Below are 21,949 nucleotides of genomic sequence, written 5' to 3'. Positions count from 1 at the left end.
GAGTGAGTTACACGCAGCGCCCGCCATCGACTTCCAGGCAGGTGCCGGTGATGAACGCCGCTTCGTCCGACGCCAGGTACAGGCAGGCGTTGGCCACATCTTGCGGGGTGGAAAAGCGCCCCAGGGGAATGGTCGCCATGAACTTCTGGCGGTTTTCCGGGGTGTCCGGCACGCCCATGAATTCGCTGAGCAATGCTGTGGCACCGACTACCGGATTCACGCAGTTGACGCGGATATTGTCCGGCCCCAACTCTGCCGCCATGGTCTTGCTCATGACCACCACTGCGCCCTTGCTGCCGTTATACCAGACCAGTCCCGGGCGTGGGCGGATCGCTGCCGTCGAGGCAATGTTGACGAACACGCCGCCGCCCTGGCCGCGAAAGTGCGGCACAAAATGCTTGGCGCTCAAGAAGATGCTTTTGACGTTGACCGCAAATACCCGGTCGAACTCGGCCTCATCGACCTCCAGCATCGGCCGGTTACGGTGGGTGGTACCGGCGTTGTTGATGACGATGTCCAGCCCACCGAATTGCTCCAGTGTGCCGCGCAGCAGCGCGCCCATGCTTTCATCGTTGGCCACGTTGACCTCGATAAAGTGCGCATGGCCGCCGCTTTCGGCAATCTCATTGACCACTCGCTGACCGCCCACGGCGTTCATGTCCGCAACAATTACCTTGGCGCCCTGGCGGGCAAACGTCTTGGCGATGCCCTCGCCAAAACCCGAACCGGCGCCGGTGACGATCGCGACTTTATTGGCTAAACGCATGGTGTGTTCTCCGTTCTTGTTGTTGTGAGGAATCAACCGTGTTTGATCGCAATGGTCTTCAAGGTGGTAAAGCCCAGCAGCGCCTCGAAGCCTTTTTCCCGGCCATAACCGCTGGCCTTCACTCCGCCGAATGGCAGTTCGACGCCGCCACCGGCTCCGTAGTTGTTGATGAATACCTGGCCACAACGCAGCGTGCGCGCCAGGCGCATTTGCCGCGCGCCGTCGCGGGTCCACACGCCGGCCACCAGGCCGAACTCGGTACCGTTGGCCAGGCGAATCGCTTCGGCTTCATCGTCGAAAGGCATCACGGCCAACACCGGGCCGAAGACTTCCTGTTGCGCCAGGCGGCTGTCTGGCGGCACGTCGCGGAACAGCACCGCCTCCTGGAAATACCCGCCGCTGCCGGCCTCGGCCACCACCGTGCCGCGTGCGGCGACGGTGATCCCGGCCTGCTCGGCCTCGCGAATAAACTCCCGCACCAGGCGTTGCTGCTTCTGGTTGATCAGCGGGCCCATGTCCAGGTCCAGCGCCGAAGGCCCGGCACGCAACTCGGAAAAACGCTGGCTGAGGCGCGCGAGCAGGCTTTCGTAGATGCTGCGTTCCACCAGCAAGCGGCTACCGGCGGAGCAGGTTTGCCCGCAGTTCTGCACGATGGCGTTGACCAGCACCGGCAGAGCTTCCTCCAGGTCGGCATCGGCGAACACCAGTTGCGGCGACTTGCCGCCCAGCTCCAGGGTGACCGGGCAGTGGCGTTCGGCAGCAGCTTTCGACACGGCTGTGCCGGTTGCAGTGGAGCCGGTAAACGAGATGTGATCGATGCCCGGGTGTGCGCACAACGCCGCGCCGGCTTCATAGCCGTAACCGGTGACCACGTTGATCGCGCCAGCCGGAAAGCCGACCTCGGCAGCGATCTCCGCCAGGCGCAGTAACGACAGGCTGGCATCTTCCGCCGGCTTGACCACACACGCATTGCCCGCCGCCAACGAAGCGCCGACGCTGCGCCCGAAAATCTGCATCGGGTAATTCCACGGGATGATATGCCCGGTCACGCCATGAGGTTCGCGTACGGTCAATACGGTGTAGCCCGCCTGATACGGCAGGGTTTCGCCGTGCAGTTTGTCGGCGGCACCGGCGTAGTACTCGAAGTAGCGGGCGAGGGCAGTGGCATCGGCGCGGGCGACTTTCAGCGCCTTGCCGGTGTCCCGCGCTTCGATCTGCGCCAGTTCTTCATGATGGTCCAACACCGCCACGCCGAGCTTCGCCAGCAGGCGGCTGCGCTCCACGGCAGATAACGTGCCCCACGGGCCATCGAAGGTTTCCCCGAGTGCCAGGCGCGCCGCGCGGATCGCCGCATCGATATCGGCGGCCGTGCCACGGGCGATGCTCGAGTAGGTTTCGCCGGTGCTCGGGTCGATCACTGGAATGTCTTCCAGCGAGGTCGATGCCAGCCATTGGTTGGCGATGTAATGTGCGTTGGTCATGTTCAACTCCTGTTCCCTGCGACGCATTCGGCGATGGCGCGGCCCACTTCGACGGTGCTGGCGCTGCCGCCCATTTCCCGGGTGCGCGGGCCTTCGGCAAGCACGGTTTCGATGGCGGACACGATCGCCGCTGCGGCTTCCTGGTAAAGCGGATTACCGTCGCCCAAGTGCTCGATCATCAGCGCGGCCGACCAGATCTGCCCGATAGGATTGGCCACGCCCAGCCCGGCGATGTCCGGCGCCGAGCCGTGTACCGGCTCGAACAGTGAAGGGTAATGCCGCTGCGGATTCAGGTTCGCCGACGGCGCAATGCCGATGGTGCCCGTGCAGGCCGGGCCGAGGTCGGAAAGGATGTCGCCAAACAGGTTGGAAGCCACCACCACATCGAACCAGTCGGGGTGCTGCACGAAGTGCGCACACAGAATGTCGATGTGAAACTTGGCCGTCTTCACGTCCGGGTAGCGCCGGGCGATCTCGTTCACCCGCTCGTCCCAGAACGGCATGGTGATCGAGATGCCATTGGATTTGGTCGCCGCCACCAGGTTTTTCCGGGGTCGCTGTTGCGCCAGCTTGAAGGCGTAATCCACCACACGGTCCACGCCTTCCCGGGAGAAAATCGACTCCTGCACTGCGATTTCCCGCGAGGTGCCTTCCCACATCCTTCCGCCGACACTGGAGTATTCGCCTTCAGTGTTTTCCCGCACCACGATGAAGTCGATGTCACCCGGCACACGGCCGGCCAGCGGGCAGGGCACGCCAGGCATCAGGCGCACCGGGCGGATATTCACGTATTGATCGAACTGGCGGCGGATCTTCAGCAGCGACTCCCACACAGCGGTGTGGTCGGCGATGATGTCCGGCGCGCCAACCGCGCCGAAGAAGATCGCATCGTGGCTGCCGATCTGCTCGGCCCAGTCGTCGGGCATCATCGTGCCGTGGGCCAGGTAGTGCTCGCTGCACCAGGCAAAGTGGTCGAAGTCAAAGTGAATACCGAACCGCCGGCTGACGGCCTCGAGTACCCGCAGGCCTTCGGGCACCACTTCGCGGCCGATGCCGTCGCCGGGAATCACGGCGATGCGGTGGGTGGGGCGGGTGTTGGAATCGGACACGCCGTGTCTCCTGTCTTGTTTTTATAGGAAGGTCTGGCGGGGGCATTCTTGGCACAGCTGTTACAGCAGGGGAATTGCTCATTGTGGAATCGGCCTTCGCAAAATTCGAAGGCCGAAGGGTTAGGCCGGGTTGGCGCTGAGGTAGTCGAACAACGCCAGACTGGTCAGCGAGGGCTGTTCCTTGCGCATGCACAGGTACATCTGGCGGTCGGCCCAGGCGTCATCGATTTCGATAAAGCGCAAGGCCATCTCCTTGCGGAAAATCTGCACCGCGCCCTGTGGCAGCACGCCCACGCCCTGGCCGGCAGCGATCAGGCGGCACACCGCTTCGAAACTGCGCACCTGCACCCGCAGTCGCAACGGCATGCCGATGGCGGCGGCGGCTTCGGTAATCAACGGCGTGATGGCGGCGTTGTCTTCCAGCCCGACGAAGTCATAACCGAGCAAATCCTCGAAGCGCGCCTGGCGCATTTTCAACGGATGATCATGGGGCACGATCAGGCACAGGCGGTCCTGGCAGTAGGGTACAAAGCGCAACTCTTCGCTGGGCCGGGTCGTGACAATGCCGACATCTGCCACGCCGTCGCGCACGGCCTGGAGAATTTCCCGGCTGCGCTCCTCGCGAATGTCCAGGCGGATACCCGGGTGCAAGGTGTTCCATTGGGTCAGTTGGCGCGGCAGTTCCTGGCTCATCGCCGAACTGTTGGCGTACAGGCAAACCCGGCCGGTGGCGCCCTTGGCGTAGTCGGCGAGGTCGGCGTGCATGCTGTCCACTGCCCGAAGGATCGACTGCGCATGCTGGGCCAACACTTCCCCGGCCGCCGTCGGCGAAACGCCGGTGGAGGTGCGAGTCAGCAGGGCGACCTTGAAGTGCTGCTCCAGCAGCGACAGGCGTCGGCTGGCGGCAGAGAGGGAGAGATGGGATTGCTCGGCCGCCCGGGACAGGTTGCCCAGCTTGACCGCCTTGAGGAACAGCTCGATGGAAGTGAGGTCGGGGGACATGCCGGGGTCCTTATGCGCAGTGGGTGAAAAACTACGCAGTTGTGACCCCGGTGTCCAACCTGGGGTTAGAAGTCGATGCTGGCCGACAACTTGGCCACGCGCGGGTCACCTTGGGTCAAGTAGCCGCCGAGGGCCGATTCCCAGTACTTGGTATTGGCGACGTTTTCCACGGTGGCACCCAGGGTGACGTCACGCTGGTTCACCTTGAAGGTGTAGCGCGCGCCAACATCGAAGCGGTTCCAGGCGGGCAGGCTGAGGTTGTTGGCCGCGTCGGCGTATTGGCCGCCGGTGCGTAGCATCCGACCGTTAACCGTCACGCCTTGCAGGCCCGGTACATCCCAGTCCACGCCAGCATTCAGTTGGAAGCTAGGTACGCCGATGGCGCGGTTGCCGTCGTTGGCGCCGTTCTGGGTGCCGTTGACTTCGGTGTGGATGATGGTTGCACCGCCCAACAGGCGCAGCCCTGCGATAGGCTCGCCGAACACGTTGAGCTCCACGCCTTTGTTGACCTGCTCGCCCTGGCGAACATAGGTGGCGCTTAAACCGTCGGCGCTGAGTTGTGAGTAGCCATCGGTGGGTTGCTCGATGCGGTACACGCCCAGGGTTGCACCGTAGGTGCCCATGTCGACCTTGACCCCGGCTTCGGTCTGTTTCGAACGCGCCGGGGCGTAGGCCTGGCCGGCGTTGCTGATGGGGGCTGTGCCGGCTGTCTGGGGAGCGGTCGGACCCTGGGCCAGGCCTTCGATATGGTTGGCATAGAACGACACATGGTCCCACGGCTTGAACACCAGGCCGTACACCGGTGTGGTGATCGACTTGTCGTAATCGGCGGTGCGAGTGCCCGTGCCGTAGGCGAAGCCCTGAACCACCAGTTCCTGGCGACGCAAACCAGCGGTCACCAGCAAACGATCATCCATAAAGCCCAGGGTGTCGGAGACCGCCGCACTGCGGGCGAAGGTCTTGGCGGTGATGCCCGGGTCGTTCAAGTCGCCGCCCACGAAGCTGCCTTTGACCGGCTCGGCAACGTCCACCGGGTTATAGATATTGCTGGCGTGGCCGGTGAAGTCGAAGTCATAGGCATTGCGGGTCTGGGCCCAGATCCCGGTCAACCCGAGGTTCAGCTTGTGGCTGACCGGGCCGGTCTGGAACTTGCCGTTCAAGCCTGCCATCAGGCTGGTGTTGTCTTCCTGGTGGGCGATGCGCGAGCCACTGACGGTGGCATTGCCCAGGGTGTCGTTCAATGTGACCGACGAGTAGCGGCCGATCTCGTTGGTGTGCTTGGCACCGCCGGCGACATAAGCGGTCCAGTTGTCGTTGAGGTCGTACTCGGCGCGCAACATGCCGAAGGTGTCTTCCAGGCTGCTGGTGCCCCAGCTCGGCGCGTAGTTGGTGTCGGCCGAAGGTGCGTTGGGGATATGGGTCAGGTTCTGGCCAAGCAGCACGGTGTTGCGCCCGCCATTGATCTTCTGTTTCGAGTAGACAAAATCCCCCGACAAACGCAGTGCATCGCCGCGATAATCCAGGCCAACCGCAAACAGCTTCGAGCGCTGGCTCTCGTCGTCGACCCCGGTATCGCCCTCACGCTGGGAGATATTCACCCGCGCGCCGAAGCGATTGTCTTCGCCAAAGCGCTGGCCGATATCCAGGTGCTCGCCGACCCGGCCATCGCTGCTGATGTCGGTGCTGAAGCGGCGCAACGGAACATCATCGGCGCGCTTGGGTTGCAGGTTCACACCGCCGCCAATCCCGGAGCCGCCGGGCGTCACGCCGTTGATAAAGGCGTTGGGGCCCTTGAACACTTCAACCCGTTCCAGGGCGTCGGTGGACATGATCTGGCGCGGCAGGATGCCGTACAAACCGTTGAACGAAATGTCGTCGCCGTTCAGCGGCAGGCCACGGATCACAAAGGCCTGGGCCTGGTTGGCATAGCCTGACGCCTGGCGCACGGACGAGTCGTTGAGCAGCACATCACCGACGTTTTCGGCCTGCTGGTCACGAATCAGTTTTTCGGTATAGGACGACATGCTGAAGGGCACGTCCATGATGTCCTGATTGCCCAGCACCCCCAGTTGCCCGCCGCGAGCGACCTGGCCGCCGGCATACACCGGGGGCAGGGCGTTGGGCGTAGGTGCGTCGGCGCTGATGGTAGTAGCACCCAATTCCAGAGCCTTGCCGTCCTGACTGTTGTTCGCATCCTGCGTGGTTTCTGGAGTGGCGGCGTGAGCGGTGAGGCTCAGGGAACAGCAAAGGGCGAGCAGGGTCGGGCGAAACGGCACAGCAAAACGGCTGGAGGTGGGCATGGTCGATCCTGACGGCGAACCGTCAATGTGAAGAAAAGGGCAACAACGTTGCGCGTCCTCGCTGCGCGGATACGACTCCGGTGCGAATGATAGTAATTGTCATTAATATTCTGCAACAAGTTTGTGAGATTGTTGTCTTCGTGCGTGTAGGCCATTTCGGTTAAATCGCCGCGCCTTGTCACAGGCCGAGTAGAATCACGCCCTGAAAGCGATTCTTGAGGTGTGGCAAGGTGGATTTACAGCAGGGGTTTGTCCTGACCCGGCATTGGCGCGACACCCCGGCGGGCACGGAGGTCAGTTTCTGGCTGGCCACCGATCACGGCCCAAGGTTTGTGCGCTTGCCGGTGCAGACCTCCGTGATGTTCATCCCCCAGGCCCATCGCAAGCCTGCCGAGCTGCAGCTCAAGGGCGAGCGCGGTATCGAGTTGCGCGACCTGGCACTCTGCGACTTCCACCATCGCCCGGTGCTGGGCCTCTACACCAAACAACATCGCCAATTGATGGACCTGGAAAAGCGCCTGCGCAAAGCCGGCATTGATGTCTATGAAGGCGATGTGCGCCCACCCGATCGCTACATGATGGAACGCTTCATCACCGCGCCGGTGTGGTTTGGCGGTACGGCGGGCGAGGGCGGCATGCTGGTGGAGGCGCAGATGAAACCCGCGCCGGATTATCGCCCGCCACTCAAGCTGGTGTCGCTGGACATCGAGACCACCGCCCAGGGCGACCTGTATTCCATCGCCCTGGAAGGTTGCGGCGAGCGCCAGGTGTACATGCTTGGCCCGTCCAACAAAACTGACGCAGTGGACTTCAAGCTCGACTACTGCGACACCCGCGCCGAACTGCTCGAACGCCTGAACCTTTGGCTCGCCACCCATGACCCCGACGCGATCATCGGCTGGAACCTGGTGCAGTTCGACCTGCGTGTCCTGCACGAGCATGCGCAACGCTTGAACGTGCCGCTGCTGCTGGGCCGTGGCGGTGACGCCATGGGCTGGCGCGAACACGGCAGCCGCAACCACTACTTCGCCGCGGCAGCCGGGCGGCTGATCATCGATGGCATCGAAGCCTTGCGTTCGGCCACCTGGAGTTTCGAATCCTTCAGCCTGGAAAACGTCGCACAGACCTTGCTTGGCGAAGGTAAATCGATCTCCACGCCGTACCAGCGCATGGACGAAATCAACCGCATGTTCGCTGAGGACAAGCCCGCGCTGGCGCGCTATAACCTCAAGGACTGCGAGCTGGTCACGCGGATTTTCGAGAAGACCGAGCTGCTGAAATTCCTCCTGGAGCGCGCCAGCGTCACCGGCCTGCCAGCGGACCGCAACGGTGGTTCGGTGGCAGCCTTCACTCACCTGTACATGCCGCTGATGCACCGCCAGGGTTTCGTCGCGCCGAACCTGGGAGACAAACCACCCCAGGCCAGCCCCGGCGGGTTTGTCATGGACTCGCGCCCGGGCCTCTACGAATCGGTGCTGGTGCTCGACTACAAAAGCCTTTACCCGTCGATCATCCGCAGTTTTCTGATCGACCCGGTGGGCCTGATCGAAGGCCTGCGTCACCCCGAAGACAGCGAGTCGGTGGAAGGCTTTCGCGGCGCACGGTTTTCTCGCACCCGGCATTGCCTGCCGTCGATTGTCGCGCGGGTTTCCGAAGGCCGCGAAGTGGCCAAGCGCGAACACAACGCGCCGCTGTCACAGGCACTGAAGATCATCATGAACGCCTTCTACGGCGTGCTCGGTTCCAGCGGTTGCCGCTTCTTTGACACGCGGCTGGCGTCGTCCATCACCTTGCGTGGCCACCAGATCATGCGCCAGACCCGCGAACTGGTTGAAGCCCGGGGTTATGAAGTGATCTACGGCGACACCGACTCTACCTTCGTCTGGCTCGGCAGCGCCCACTCCCAGGAAGACGCCACGCGCATCGGCCTGGACCTGGTGCAGCACGTCAACACCTGGTGGCGTGAGCGCCTGCAGAATGAGTTCGGCCTGCAAAGCGCCCTGGAACTGCAATACGAAACCCACTTCAGCCGCTTCCTGATGCCGACCATTCGCGGCGCGGAAGAGGGCAGCAAGAAGCGCTACGCCGGGCTGGTCACCCGTGCCGACGGCAGCGAAGAAATGATCTACAAAGGCCTGGAAACCGTGCGCAGCGACTGGTCGCCCCTGGCCCGGCAATTCCAGCAGGAGCTCTACCAGCGGATCTTCCACCGCCAGCCTCATCAAGACTACGTACGCGACTACGTACGTCGCACCTTGAGCGGTGAACTCGACGAATTGCTGATCTACCGCAAACGCCTGCGCCGGCAATTGGGCGACTACGAACGCAACGTGCCGCCCCACGTGCGCGCCGCGCGGCTAGCCGACGAATACAACGACCGCCAGGGTCGCCCGCGCCAGTACCAGAACGGTGGCTGGATCAGCTACGTGATCAGCGTCAACGGCCCCGAACCGCTGGAAGTGCGCCAGGCACCGATCGACTACGACCACTACGTCACCCGGCAACTGCAACCGGTGGCGGATGCGATCCTGCCGTTTGTAAACGACGACTTCAGTACCCTGGTGGGTGGCCAGATGGGCTTGTTCTAAAACGGCTTGCCTTGCAGTGGCGAGAGCCTGCAATCTTGGCCACTGACGACCACCAGACGGCGCAGCACTCCCATGACTGAAATCACCCTGACCGGCACCACGGTCGAACTCCGCCCCCTGCAACGCGAACACTCGGCTGCCTTGGTACAGGCCGCCGCCGACGGGCAACTGTGGAACCTCAAGGTGACCAACGTGCCGGGCCCCGACACCGTCGATAAGTACGTGGACATCGCCCTGGCCGGGCGTGAGGCGGGCACCATGATGCCGTTTGTCATCGTGCGCCGCGACACTGGTGAGGTGGTGGGCAGCACACGGTTCTGGAAGGTTGACCGGGTCAACCGCAAGCTGGAGATCGGCCACACGTATATCAGCCAGTCGGTGCAGAAATCCGGGGTCAACACCGAGGCCAAGCTGTTGCTGCTGACCCACGCGTTTGAAGTGATGGACTGCGTGCGGGTGCAATTCACGACGGATGAACTGAATGAAAAATCCCGGGCCGCGATCCTGCGCCTCGGTGCGGTACAGGAAGGGATCGTGCGCCACGAGCGCATCATGCCCGATGGCCGCAAGCGCAACTCGGTGCGCTTCAGCATCATTGATCCGGAATGGCCGCAGGTGAAAGCGGGGTTGCTGGCCAGGCTGACTCGCTAGGGTTTGTGGCTCAGCTCTTCCACCAGCTCATCCATCCGGTCGGCAATTTTCGGCGTGGTCGACAACACAAAACCTTTTTGCGTGCCCACATAGGTCTCGACGATGTACAGCGTGTCGCCCACATCCAGCCCCAATTCCTGCAAGGCTTCGTCCGGCAGGCGAATGGCGCCGTCGCCGTCCCAGTCTTCGATCGTGACGCGTTTGCTGTGCATGATGGCTTCCCGTTGAACGATTGAACGGCCTAGCCTAACACCTCAACCCACTGCCAGGAGGCTCAGCACCGTGTACACCCTCTACGGAACCCAAGGCACCGGCTCGTGCATCATCGAAATCGCCCTGCAGCGTTGCGGTGTCGAATGGCGCCAGGTCGACGCCTGCTCCTGGGAAGACAGCGCGGGCAGCGAGGCCCTGGCGCAGATCAACCCGCTCAAGCAAATCCCCACCCTGCAACAGCCGGACGGCAGCGTGTTGACCGAAAGCGCGGCGATTCTGATTCACCTCGGCCTGCAATTTCCCGCCTCGGCGTTGCTGCCCGAGGAGCCCGCCCAAGTCATTCGCGGCCTGGTGTACATCGCCGCCAACTGTTATTCGGCGATTGGCATCATTGACTACCCGGAACGCTGGACCGCCGGCGCCGATGCGCAGCAGCATGGACAGTTGATCAGCGGCACCCGTCGCCGCCTGCATGGGGCCTGGGAAGTGTTTGCCGATCAATTCGCCGACCAACTGGTCACCCCGCAGCAGGCTCCAAATGCATTGGGGATCATGGCCGCAGCCGTGTCGCGCTGGGCGGGAGGACGCGAGGCGATACAACAGTCGCGGCCTGAGTTTGCCGTGATGCTGGCGCAGGTGGATGCCGACCCCATCGTGGCGCCGGTATTTGCCCGGCATTGGCCGCTGTAAGCCTTAGCAATCAGAAGAAACAATGAGGCCTAAGGTGGCTAAACGCCTTGCGTCGCGGGCGTCCTGACCTACGCTTTCTGAAGCTGACGTAGGAATCATCCTTGAATTTGACTGTCGCAGACATGAAACTCAAGAACCCTGCATGGAATTCAAAGGAGGTGTGCATGCTCATCCGGTCGCTGACCCTGGCTACCTTGATGGCTTTTACGGGGCCGCTGCTGGCCGCGGATGATCTCAATCCGCTCAAGCAGGACCTGGGCAAGTCACGCCCGTTGGTGGTGGTGGAACTCGACTCCGGCAACCCAACGTTGGCCACTCTCAAGAAACAGCTGGAAGAGCCTGCCAACAAGCAGTCCTTTGAAGAGCGCAGCATGGTGCTCTACACCGTGTCCTTCGGCAGCATCGGCGCCGAAGGCGAGAAGTTCGCCAAGGACCCGAAGGACAACAAGAAGCTCGCCCCGCCTGAAACCAATGCGTTGATCCGCGCGCTCAAGTTGGGTGCCGGCAGTGGTACCAAAGTGATTCTGGTGGGCAAGGACGGCGAGAAAAAACTCGAGAAGACCGTGCCACCGGACACCCTCAACCTGGCGGATTTCTTCAGCGCGATTGATCAGATGCCCCAGGCTGAAAAGGAGCTTGCCGCCCCGGCCGAACCGGAACCGGCTGCGCCGAAAGCCGCGAAGCCTGGCAAAGCTGTGAAGCAAGCACCGGCTTCACAGCAACTGGACGACTGACCCACACTGTAGGAGCGAGCGTGCTCGCGAAAATCGTTAACGAAGACGCGGCCTTTCTGAATGGCACGCCATCCTCAGGTTTTTCGCAAGCAAGCTCGCTCCAGCAAGTTGAGTAGTTGCAGCCTCTGCACTGCGCATCATATGATAAGCATTATCATTTGCACTCTGCGCGCCTTTCATGTCCCCGACCCCTGCGGTAACTCCCACTGACTTGGCCACGCTTTACCAGCAGCAACACCGCTGGTTGCAGCAATGGCTATGGCGTCGCTTGAACTGTTCGCAGAGTGCCGCCGACCTGGCCCAGGACACGTTCCTGCGCTTGCTCACCAAGAACCAGCCCCTTGAAGTCCAGGCACCTCGCAGCTTTCTGGCGAAAGTCGCGCAGAGCGTGTTGTCCAATCACTACCGCCGGCAAAAACTCGAAAAGGCCTATTTGCAGGCCCTGACGCTGTTGCCGGAAGAGTCGGCTCCCAGTGCTGAAACCCAGTGGATTCTTCTGGAAACCCTGATGGCCCTAGACGAAGTACTCAGCCGCCTGGCACTGCCGGTGCGCCAGGCATTCCTGTGGTCGCAACTCGACGGCTTGAGCCACGGCGAAATTGCCGAGCGCCTCGGCGCAAGCATCACCACAGTCAAGCGCTACATCGTCAAGGCGGGCGCCCAGTGCATCCTGCTGGACAGCCAGCGTTGATCAAGCCGTCGCCACTGTCTTTGGAAGCGGCCGAGCAGGCCATGCATTGGCAGCTGGAATTGCAGGCGCCGCAGGTCAGTGAGCAAACCCGCGCCGAATGGCTCGCCTGGCGCCAGCAAGACCCAGCCCATGAATTGGCGTGGCAGCATTCCCAACGGTTTTTCCAGCGGATGCAGGACGTGCGCGCGCCGGCTCATCAGGCATTGGTGAAGGCCGCACTGTTGCCGGCATTGTCGCGGCGCCGGGTGATCAAGAACCTGGCCCTGCTGCTGGCAGCCGGCAGCGTGGCGTGGACGGCCCGGGATACACCCTTGGTGCAGCACTGGACCAGCGACTACAGCACCGGCGTCGGCGAGCAATGGCGCATCGACCTGGCAGACAATACGGAAGTCCAGCTCAATACCGACACCGCCATCGACGTGAAATACACCGACGATACCCGGCAAATCCATCTGCTGCGGGGAGAAATCCTGGTGTTGCCTAACCCGGCGGACACGCGCCCGTTATGGGTCAAAACCGCCGAAGGCCTGACCCGTGCCTCCGCCAACCGCTTCAGCCTTCGCCAGCGGGGCGGTTTTACCCAACTGGGTGCGGACCAGGGCGTGCTCTCGGCCCAGATCCCCATGGGCACCATCAGCCTGCAACCTGGGGAGATCATCAGTTTCGACGCCAACACACTGCTGGCGCGCAGGGAGCAGCGCGACGGCGAGCTGGCCTGGAGTCGCGGCATGCTGGTCGCTCAGGGGCGGCGCCTGGAAGACTTCCTCCATGAACTGAGCCGCTACCGGCGGGGCCACCTGGCCTGTGATCCAGCCGTGAGCGAGCTGCGAGTGTCCGGCACGTTTCCCTTGGGCGACACCGACCGCATCCTCACGACACTGGGCCAAACCCTCAAGCTGGACGTGGAGCATTTCACGCGTTTCTGGGTCACCCTCAAGCCACGACGAAACCTGGCCTGAATTTATTTTCGCCCAAGGGTGGTCCGTTTGCGTTTCTCACGAGACTCGTATCCCCAGAAGCCAACTTTACTGGGGAGCAGGGCATGCAAGCGCGACAACCGATACGTACAACATTGAAAAAAACACTGGCCGTCGCGGTGGTCCGGGGCATTGCCAGCCTGGCCATGGCGGCGCCCGTGCTCTTGGCGCCGGCGTGGGTACAGGCGGCTGAGCAACACACATTCGATATCAAGCCAGGCTCCCTGGCTGCTGCGCTGAACCAGTTCGGCCAGGTCACGCACATCCTGCTGTCTTACCCGGCGGTGCTCACCGAGGGCAAAACCAGCCCTGGCCTGCAAGGGCTGCATGACCTGGACAGCGGCCTGGCGATCCTGCTCGGCAACACCGACCTGCAAGCCGTGCGCGGCAGCGGTGACAGCTATTCCCTGGAACCGCGCCCCACCGGCGACGCCCTGCAACTGGGTACCGTGTCGATTTCCGGCAAGGCCCCGGGTTCGACCACCGAGGGCACCGGTTCCTACACCACCCAATCGTCCAGCAGTTCGACGCGCCTGAACCTCACACCCAGGGAAACCCCGCAATCGCTCACAGTGATGACCCGCCAACGCCTGGATGACCAGCGCCTGAGCACCCTCAGCGATACCCTCGACGCCACCCCCGGCATCGTCGTGCTACGCGACGGCCTGGGCTCGGAGAGCGACAGTTACTTCTCCCGGGGTTTCCAGATCCAGAACTTCGAAATCGACGGCGTGCCCACCGTCACCCGTATGGACAACTACACCCAAAGCATGGCCATGTATGACCGGGTGGAAATCGTACGCGGCGCTACCGGCCTGATCAGCGGTATGGGCAATCCGTCGGCCACCATCAACCTGATTCGCAAACGCCCGACAGCCGAGGCCCGCGCCAGCGTCACAGCCGCGGCGGGTAACTGGGAGCGCTATGGCAGCGGTCTCGACGTGTCCGGCCCGCTGACCGAAACCGGCAACGTGCGCGGGCGCCTGGTGGCGGACTACAAGACCGAACACGCCTGGATCGACCGCTACAAGCAAGAAACCCAACTGCTCTACGGCATCACCGAATTCGACCTGAGCGAAGACACGCTGCTGACCATGGGCTTCAGTTACCTGCGCACCGACGTCGACTCACCCGCCCGTTCCGGCTTGCCCACGCGCTTTACCGACGGCTCGCGGACCAACCTCAGCCGCTCGTTGAACACTGCACCGGCCTGGTCCTATAACGACCACGAGCAAACCAGTTTCTTCACCTCCATCGAGCAGAAGTTCGATAACGGCTGGAGCGCCAAGGCGGAGTTCACCCACAGCGAAAACCAGTTCGACGAGGTCTTCAACTACGTCAACGGCTCCCTCAATCGTGACGGCAGCGGCACCACTCAACTGCCGGTGCGTTTCTCCGGCACACCACGCCAGGACAACCTCGACCTCTACGCCACCGGGCCGTTCGACTTGCTGGGGCGCGAGCATGAGTTGATTGCCGGCGTCACCCTGTCCAAGTACCGCGAAAGCGTGCCCAGTTACGGCGGTTGGCACTACGACTATTCCGGTTCACCGGCGGGCGCCATCGACAACCTGTTCACCTGGGACGGGCATTCGGCCAAGCCGGACTTCAACGTCACCGGCAAGTCCTCGGCGGATGAGAGCCAGTACGCGGCCTACCTGAGCACGCGCCTGCGGGTTACCGATGACCTCAGCGTGATCCTCGGCAGCCGGGTGATCGACTGGAAGCGTGAAACTGAAGACCGTCCTTATGCTGGAGATGCGACGCGCACCGATGAATCGCAAACCGGGGTCTACATTCCCTACGCTGGGGTGGTGTATGACCTGACCGAGAACTGGTCGGCGTATGCCAGCTACACCAAGATCTTCAATCCCCAGGCCACCTGGGTGCGGGACATCAACAACAAGCCCCTGGAGCCGATGGAAGGCAAGGGCTATGAAGTGGGCCTCAAGGGCAGCTTCTTCGATGAGCAACTGAATACCAGCCTGGCATTGTTCAAGCTGGAACAGGACAACCTGGCAATCTGGATCGATACCCCGGGCGGCAATACCTATCGCAACGAGAAAGGCACCACCACCGAAGGCGTGGAGCTGGAACTCAGCGGTGAACTCGCCGAAGGCTGGCAGGCATCCGCCGGCTACGCGTACGCGGTGAGCACGGATGCCAACGACAAGCGCATCGTCACCACCTTGCCGCGCCAGAGCTTGAAGACCTTCACCACCTACCGCCTGCCGGGGGACTTGAACAAGGTCACCGTCGGCGGTGGCGTGAACTGGCAGAGCAAGGTAGGCGAGGACCTGCACACCTTCAGCCAGGGCAGCTATGCGATTGCCAACCTGCTGGTGCGCTACGACATAACCCCCAAGCTCAGCACGTCGGTCAACCTCAACAACCTGTTTGACCGGGAGTACCTCAGTTACGCGGGCAACCACGGGATGTATGGTGCGCCGCGTAACCTGATGACCAGCCTCAAGTACGATTTCTAGGATCCGCAGGCCTGGGGTTTATGCCCCAGGCTTTTCCCCAGCCACCACCACCTTCTTGCGCACCGGGAACGGAAAGTAGAAGAACCGCAGGAACGCCACCCGCTTGATCACCTCGCCGATCATCAACGGCACCACCACCGCCACCACCAGCCCGATAAACGCCGCCGCCACATCCGGCAAGCCCAGGTGCTGCAGCAGGGCGATGGTTTTGTGCTGGATCTCGCCATGGAAAATCAACAGGATCAGCGTCGACTGGCCGATGTAGGTCATGGCGCGGGTCAATACCGCGGAGGTCATCATCAACCCGGCCAGTGCCCAGCAGATGTACACACCGATCACCGCCAGTGCACTGGTCCACAACCAATGGTCATAGCGCCGTTGGGCCAGGTCCATGGTGTCCCAGGTGGGGATGAAAATCGCGAAGTACACCACCAGCGCCACCACCATGCTCAGCAGTGAGCTCTGGTGTTTGCGCAGCACGTCCCGCAGCAGATAACCGAGGATGAAATAGGTACTGCTGATCAACGTGACATCCAGGCTGAAGGGCAGCCCCGGCATCGTCCAGGTCTGGCCGCCAACGGTGATCGGTACCTGCCAGAACCAGTCCAGGGTCCAGACCCCCAGCAGCAATTGCACGCCTACCACCACGCAACTCCACACCAGTGACAGGCCCAGGCGTTGCATCAGCCGCAGCATCACCCAGCCAAACAGCATTGCCGCCCAGAAGTGCGGCAGAAACCACAAGGCCTGCCAGGGCAGGGTGTCCACCGAGGCGTACAGCACGCCGCCAATGTCGGGCAGCAGCGGCTGGCCGCGCAGGATATCGCGCACCAACACGTATGCCAGCATCGTGGTAAAGAACGGCTTGAGCAGGGCATCGGCCTTGCGCACCGCCATTTCAACGAAGGGCTGCTCGGGCTTGAAGAACACTCCGGACAGGAAGAAGAACAGCGGTAGGATAAAGACCGCGAGTATCGGGTACAGCAAATCCGGGGAGTGCTCCACGAACCAACCATGCCCGAACACGATGATCAGGATGCCAATGCCCTTGGCAATATCCATTTGAATCCAGCGTTTTTTCACCTGACTGCTCCCACTCTATAAATCTGCCTTGCGCCACGGCTTGAGCCACAGGCCCATGCCCAGCAACACCACGGCCCCAGCCAGGGTGCTCAACCCCAACTGCAGCCAAATTCCTTGAACCCGAAACAACACCAACGCCGCCACGCTCATCACCAGCCCACTCAACAACCAGTGCCCCTTCCAGGGCAGGGCGCCGAGCAAGGCCTGGCGTTGCATCAGCAGCAACGCGGTGCACAGCACGCCGGCGAGGGCGGCCAGCGGGATACCCGCCAGGCCAAACACAAACGGCAGCACACCCAGCAGCAACACGTTCACCAGGCTGCCCAGCAACTCGCAACGCAGCGGCTGGCGGGTGTCGCCGGCGGCGTAGGCATAACGCGCCAACAGAGCGTTCCAGGCGCCGAACACCAGCGGCACGGCAAACCAGGCCAGCAGCAGCGGCAACGGCGAATCCACCGACTGCTTGGGCAGCAGCAACGCCACCAGGCTCGGCGCCGCCGCCACCAGGCCGACGCCGGCGGGCAGGGTCAGCAGGCTGGCGGTTTCCAGGCCGCGCTTGAGCAGGGCCAGGCGCTCGTCGCCCTGGCGCCGGCTCATCATGCCCAGCAGCACCTGGTTGAGACTCATCAGCGCAATCAGTGGCAAGTTCATCAGCTTGCGCGCCAGGTTGACCCAGGTCACCGCGCCTTCGCCCAGCAACGACGCCACCAACCGTTCAATCAATGCCAAACCCTGGCTGGCGCCATTGCTCAGCAGCAACGGACCGATACGCCCGCCCAGCTCGCGCAATTCCAGGGTCGAAGCCCGCAGCCGCCAAGGCCGCCAGCCCAGGCGCACCATCGACGGCAACAGCGCCAGGGGCATCAGCAAACTGCCCATGAGGCAGGCCAATGCCAGCGAGTGCGGTTGCGTGGCGGTGCCGGCGAGGGCCAGGTAGGTCACCGGCGGCAGGTTGAACAGCAACGAACCGAGCCCCGCGACCACAAAGCGCTCGCTGGCCTGCAACGGAATACTGAACAACGCATGCAGCATCAAGCCCGGCACGCTCCAGGCGAGGATCTGCAAGTTGCTGCTGGCAAGGCTGGTGGCCGTTGCCGCGAGGCCCGGGCCGAGCAGTTGCACCAGCCACGGCGCCAGTAGCGTCAACAGCAGGCTGGTCACCAGCGCAATCAACAGCAGCGCCGGGAACAACACCGCCAGCCAGTCCAGGCGTTCGCTCTCCTTGCGTTGCAAGTACAGCGGCAGGGCGGCGGCGCTCAGCACGCCACCGGCCAGTGACATACGCAAGGCTTCGGGCAAAAACAGCGCAATCAGGAACGCATCACTGCGCTCACCCGCGCCCCACGCGGCCACCAACAACCACTCACGGGCAAACCCGAGGCACAGTCCCAGCAGGGTTGCCAGGGTCAACCAGAACGCCGATCCGAGCATGCCTAGGGTCCGACGCTATCGAGCACGGGCTTGCGATATGACACGGTCTTCGCCTGTGGCAGCCGCGCCGGAAACAGTCGCCGCGCCTCCAGCACGTTGATCCCTACCATCAGCCAGAACAGCGCAATCATCACCAGGGCGAAACTGAAGTAGTGGTCAAAAAAGCCGCTGACCAGTGCCGACAGAATCCCCGCCGTGCTGCCCAGCCAAATCGCGTTGTCCTTGGTCAGGCGGATCGGGCCGATTTCCGGCCGGGACTCACGCCACCAGCGCCAGGTCACCGCGATAAACAACAGCATGCTGATCACGCCGGTCTTGTAGACGAAGTTCAGCCACAGGTTGGAGATTCCCAGCAAGTGCGTGCCCGGCACTGGCGGGTCAACCTTGAAGCCAATGCCCAGCGGGTAACTGGCGACGGCCTGGGGGAACATCCGGTATTCGTCGAAGCGCACTTCGGTACTCGCGTTTTGGGTCGAAAAGATCGTCGCCAGACGTTCCTGCAACGGTGGATACGACAGCACCAGCGCCACGGCCAATGCCACGCCGATCATCAGCAAACGCCCGGTGTAGGGCACCCGCCGCGACGCCATCCAGATCAGCACCAGCGCCAGGCTGACCATCGCGCCCCGGCTACTGGCCAACAGCAAGGCCGCTGCGCCCAGGCAGGCAACGCCCAGGCCGAGGCCGCGTTTCCAGCCGGTGTTGGTGATGCCGTAGCAGAACGCCAACGGCAGCAGCAACGCCATGATCCCGCCGGTGGCGTTGGGGTGCATCCACGGCGAACCCATCCGCGAGGCCATGGCGCCCAGGCCCAGGGACAGGGTGTCGAGGCTGCCGTAATTCATCAGGGTCAGGATCGGCAACATGCCCGAGGCCGAGCGCGAGCGGATAAACACGCCGATGGACATCACCAGCATCGCCAGGGTGCCCAGCAACAACGCGATCACCAGCGCTTCGCGGTTTTTCTGCTCAACCAGCAGCTTGGCGGCGAGGAACAGCACCGACAGGTTCAGCAACCAACGCAACCAGTTCGCCAGGCCGCTGGCCTCGGCGGTAATGCTCACCTGGCCGACGATAAACGGCACCACTGTGAAGATCATCAGCCACATCAACATGCGGTCGGTAGGGCGCCGGGACAGCGGTGGCGCAGCCGGCAGGCGCGAGAGGAAGCCGTGCCAGATCACCGCGGCCCACGTCAGCGCAATCAACGCCTCACTGACCGTACTGCGAATCCCCAGGTTAAGCGTGGAGTAGGGCATGAACGTTGCCACCAGGGCGAACAGCAGCAGCCCCCAGAACGGGAACCGCAAAATCGTCACGGCAGCGGCCAGGCCGATCACTGCCAGCACGGCCTTGGCCGGGGAAAGGAACAGGATCAACCCACCAAACAGCAGGCCGAAGACGATGGCGACGAGGCTACCCAGTGAGATTCTCAATTCAATTCCTCGGTCAGTTCGGCCAGGCGCCGACGGTAGGCCTGGTGGTTGAAACGTTCGGCCCAGCTGCGTAACTGTTCAGGTGGTTGTTCGACGGGTTGGTCGGCCAGGTGCAGCATCAATTGCACCAGCGCCGCACCGTCGGTGGGTGAAAACCGTGGCGCCAAGGGCGGGGTTATTTCGTCCAGCGAGGTACCGCTGGCTACCGCGACCGGGGTGCCGACGCTCAGGGCTTCAATCACCGGCAAACCAAAGCCTTCGGCATAAGAAGGCTGCCACAGGCGCGACGCGTTGCGATAGAGCCCGTGCAGCTCGGCATCGGAGACGCCGCTCAACGCGCGTATCCCGGGGTAGTTGCGCTGTGCTTCGGGCAAATGCTCCAGGCTGCCCACCAGCACCAGTTCCGGCACGCTCGGCGATTGGCTGCGCGCCTGCTGCCAGGCGTCCACCAGGAATGGCACGTTCTTGCGCAATTCCCGGGTGCCCACCAGCAGCCAATAGCGCTCGGGCAGTTGCCGGGCCGAGAGGTCTGCCGGCAAGCCGACAAAACCGACCACCTGATTGGGCAACACACGAATCTTGCCGGCCGCCTTGGGAAACAGCCGCGCCGTTTCATCGGCACTGTACTGCGAAGGCGTCCACACCCGGTCTGCCGTGTGCACCGCATAGGTGATCGACAGGCGATCGCTGGCCTTGTAGATCATCGCCTTCAGGCGATTCGCGTGGTAGTTGTCCAGGGTGATCTGAAACAGGTCATGCAACAGCACCACGGTACGCAGGCCTTTGGGTTTGGGCGGCAGCGGCAGGCCCATATTGAAGGTGCTGATGTACACATCAATGCGCTCATCGCGCAGGGCCTTGGGCAAGAATCCCGCCTCGAAACGCAGGCGCTGATGGGGTTGATGCATGGCGGTCTTGGCGCAGCCCCAGTCCGGGCAATGCGCATTCAGGCGCAGTTCATCGCCCAGCGGCGCGACGGTAAAGCGTTCCAGCTCGATACCGGGCATGGCGCGCAGGGCATCTTCCAGGGCGTATACCTGGCGACTGATGCCTGATTGCGGCGAGGTGCCGACGGTACGGTAATCGAGACCTACGCGCATGCCGGCTCCTTTTGGTTCAGGGGCGACAGTTGGGCGTACACCTGCTCCAACTGGCTGGCAGCGACGCTCCAGTCATGGGCGCGGCGCACATAGGCGCGCCCGGCTTCGCCCATCGGCGCTGCGGTTTCAGGCTGTTGCAGCAGGCGCACCACGGCGTCGGCCAGGCTGTCGGCGGTCTGGCCGCCGAGGTAGTCCAGGCCTTCCACCACATCCAGCCCGGACACGCCCTGGTCGGTACTCACCAGCGGCAGGCCGGCGGCGAGGGCTTCGAGGACCTTTAGCTTGGAGCCTCCACCATGGCGCAACGGCGCCAAAAATACCGAGCAGCTCGATTGCAGGGCCAGCAGGTTGGGCACAAAACCTTGCCACTCGATGCGCCCGTCCTTCCAGCGTTCGCGCCAGCTTTCCGGCATGCCGAAGCCGCAGACACTCATGCGTGCGTCGGGGCAGCGGGCCCAGACCTTCGGCAGGATTTCATCCAGTGCCCACTCGATGGCATCCACGTTGGGTGCGTATTCGTAGTTGCCGAGAAACAGCACGCGGCGGGTCGCCGGGTCAGGGCGGGCGGCGGCGAAGTGCGCGCAATCCACACCGTTGACCACCACCGGCACCGGTTTGCCGGCAATCTGCGCCAGGGTTTGGGCATCGGCCTCAGTCACCGCGACCACTTGCGCGGCCTGGCGCATCACCCGACGTTCCCAGCGGCCGTAGCGCCATTGATCGTAGCGAATAAACGGCAGCGCCCAGCCGGGCAGGCGGTCGTAAGTCGCGGCGCCGAGGGACGATTCCACATTGTGTTCGGTCAGCACAAACGGCTGGGAGCGACGGGCCAACGCAGCTTCGTAAGGCTGGAAGGTGTAGGTGTGTTCGATCTGCACCACGTCCCAATGCTCGGTCAGCAATCGCTCGAAGGTGTCCTGCAGTTCACCCGACAAACCATTCACACTGGCCAGCAGCGGGTAGGGCGCAAACAGCCCGGCCAGCAAGGTCTTCAGGCTGCGCAGCGGGCGGCGCGGCAGGATGATCAGTTGTTCCAGAAAGGCTTCCAGCACCTGGCGATCCGTCAGCGATACCGCCTGTTTGTCATGCAACAGCAAGGTGATCCGGTGCCCGCGCGCAGCCAGGCTGCGCAGCAAATGAAACTGGCGCGTCTTGCCACCGCTGGTAGCGGGCCAAGGCGAGTAGGGCAGGATCCAGAGGATGCGCATGGG

General features: G+C 62.9%; 18 protein-coding genes. 7 read left to right on the top strand and 11 right to left on the bottom strand.

From position 1 onward, the window contains the following. Positions 1-7: 7 nt before the first annotated feature. The 5 genes from AU074_RS08425 to AU074_RS08405 all read right to left on the bottom strand — a co-directional run bounded on the left by AU074_RS08425 (position 8) and on the right by AU074_RS08405 (position 6,658). On the bottom strand, positions 8-766 hold the full coding sequence (locus tag AU074_RS08425) for an SDR family oxidoreductase (RefSeq protein WP_008434578.1): 759 nt from the start codon (positions 764-766) through the stop codon (positions 8-10). 32 nt (positions 767-798) lie between these two features. After that, on the bottom strand, positions 799-2,247 hold the full coding sequence (locus tag AU074_RS08420; RefSeq protein WP_076014332.1) for an aldehyde dehydrogenase family protein: 1,449 nt from the start codon (positions 2,245-2,247) through the stop codon (positions 799-801). A gap of 2 nt (positions 2,248-2,249) precedes the next feature. Continuing rightward, positions 2,250-3,356, bottom strand: coding sequence for a tartrate dehydrogenase (locus tag AU074_RS08415; RefSeq protein ID WP_076014331.1), 1,107 nt, complete (start codon positions 3,354-3,356; stop codon positions 2,250-2,252). 120 nt (positions 3,357-3,476) lie between these two features. After that, positions 3,477-4,358, bottom strand: coding sequence for a LysR family transcriptional regulator (locus AU074_RS08410; RefSeq protein ID WP_076014330.1), 882 nt, complete (start codon positions 4,356-4,358; stop codon positions 3,477-3,479). Between the two features lie 65 nt (positions 4,359-4,423). After that, positions 4,424-6,658 carry a TonB-dependent siderophore receptor gene (locus AU074_RS08405; protein ID WP_076014329.1) on the bottom strand — a complete coding sequence of 745 codons (2,235 nt, stop codon included), beginning with the start codon at positions 6,656-6,658 and terminating at the stop codon, positions 4,424-4,426. Between the two features lie 230 nt (positions 6,659-6,888). Here AU074_RS08405 and AU074_RS08400 point away from each other — a divergent pair, with 230 nt between their 5' ends. Together AU074_RS08400 and AU074_RS08395 are read left to right on the top strand one after the other, a co-directional pair. Continuing rightward, the gene (locus AU074_RS08400; RefSeq protein WP_076014328.1) at positions 6,889-9,246 is read left to right on the top strand and encodes a DNA polymerase II; all 2,358 of its coding nucleotides are present in this window, start codon (positions 6,889-6,891) and stop codon (positions 9,244-9,246) included. 72 nt (positions 9,247-9,318) lie between these two features. After that, positions 9,319-9,897 carry a GNAT family N-acetyltransferase gene (locus tag AU074_RS08395; protein ID WP_076014327.1) on the top strand — a complete coding sequence of 193 codons (579 nt, stop codon included), beginning with the start codon at positions 9,319-9,321 and terminating at the stop codon, positions 9,895-9,897. On the opposite strand, the gene AU074_RS08390 is transcribed toward AU074_RS08395, so the two are convergent. Beyond that, entirely contained in the window at positions 9,894-10,109 is a 216-nt protein-coding gene (locus AU074_RS08390) for an AbrB/MazE/SpoVT family DNA-binding domain-containing protein (RefSeq protein WP_003208231.1), read from the bottom strand. The two genes, AU074_RS08395 and AU074_RS08390, sit on opposite strands and share 4 nt — an antisense overlap. A gap of 70 nt (positions 10,110-10,179) precedes the next feature. Between AU074_RS08390 and AU074_RS08385 the strand changes: the two genes are divergently transcribed. The 5 genes from AU074_RS08385 to AU074_RS08365 all read left to right on the top strand — a co-directional run bounded on the left by AU074_RS08385 (position 10,180) and on the right by AU074_RS08365 (position 15,688). After that, a complete protein-coding gene (locus tag AU074_RS08385) occupies positions 10,180-10,800 on the top strand; it encodes a glutathione S-transferase N-terminal domain-containing protein (RefSeq protein WP_076014326.1) in 621 nt (206 codons plus the stop codon). A 164-nt stretch (positions 10,801-10,964) separates the two neighbouring features. Then, positions 10,965-11,534 (top strand): DUF4174 domain-containing protein, encoded by a 570-nt coding sequence (locus tag AU074_RS08380; RefSeq protein ID WP_076014325.1) that lies wholly within the window; start codon positions 10,965-10,967, stop codon positions 11,532-11,534. A gap of 178 nt (positions 11,535-11,712) precedes the next feature. Continuing rightward, positions 11,713-12,225 carry a sigma-70 family RNA polymerase sigma factor gene (locus AU074_RS08375; RefSeq protein WP_076014324.1) on the top strand — a complete coding sequence of 171 codons (513 nt, stop codon included), beginning with the start codon at positions 11,713-11,715 and terminating at the stop codon, positions 12,223-12,225. Continuing rightward, positions 12,198-13,184 carry a FecR domain-containing protein gene (locus tag AU074_RS08370; protein ID WP_256576858.1) on the top strand — a complete coding sequence of 329 codons (987 nt, stop codon included), beginning with the start codon at positions 12,198-12,200 and terminating at the stop codon, positions 13,182-13,184. The genes AU074_RS08375 and AU074_RS08370 overlap by 28 nt, the downstream gene beginning before the upstream one ends. An 83-nt stretch (positions 13,185-13,267) precedes the next feature. Then, positions 13,268-15,688: a TonB-dependent receptor gene (locus AU074_RS08365; protein ID WP_076014323.1), complete on the top strand. Its 2,421-nt coding sequence runs from the start codon at positions 13,268-13,270 to the stop codon at positions 15,686-15,688. Between the two features lie 18 nt (positions 15,689-15,706). Here AU074_RS08365 and AU074_RS08360 read toward each other — a convergent pair whose 3' ends face one another. From AU074_RS08360 to AU074_RS08340, 5 genes are read right to left on the bottom strand one after another with little or no spacing between them, the layout of a single operon-like run. Continuing rightward, positions 15,707-16,771, bottom strand: a complete 1,065-nt coding sequence (locus AU074_RS08360; RefSeq protein ID WP_076014322.1) for an acyltransferase family protein — start codon at positions 16,769-16,771, stop codon at positions 15,707-15,709. Between the two features lie 15 nt (positions 16,772-16,786). Further along, a complete protein-coding gene (murJ, locus tag AU074_RS08355; RefSeq protein WP_076014321.1) occupies positions 16,787-18,202 on the bottom strand; it encodes a murein biosynthesis integral membrane protein MurJ in 1,416 nt (471 codons plus the stop codon). Positions 18,203-18,204: 2 nt separating this feature from the next. Next, on the bottom strand, positions 18,205-19,632 hold the full coding sequence (locus AU074_RS08350; protein WP_076014349.1) for an O-antigen ligase: 1,428 nt from the start codon (positions 19,630-19,632) through the stop codon (positions 18,205-18,207). A 2-nt stretch (positions 19,633-19,634) separates the two neighbouring features. Then, positions 19,635-20,738, bottom strand: a complete 1,104-nt coding sequence (locus tag AU074_RS08345) for a glycosyltransferase family 1 protein (protein ID WP_076014320.1) — start codon at positions 20,736-20,738, stop codon at positions 19,635-19,637. Then, on the bottom strand, positions 20,729-21,946 hold the full coding sequence (locus tag AU074_RS08340; protein ID WP_076014319.1) for a glycosyltransferase family 4 protein: 1,218 nt from the start codon (positions 21,944-21,946) through the stop codon (positions 20,729-20,731). Before AU074_RS08340 ends, AU074_RS08345 begins: the two co-directional genes overlap by 10 nt. Positions 21,947-21,949: the final 3 nt, after the last annotated feature.

The organism is Pseudomonas sp. ATCC PTA-122608 (genome assembly GCF_001952855.1).
Lineage (GTDB): Bacteria > Pseudomonadota > Gammaproteobacteria > Pseudomonadales > Pseudomonadaceae > Aquipseudomonas.
This window is presented reverse-complemented; position numbering and strand designations above follow the sequence as displayed.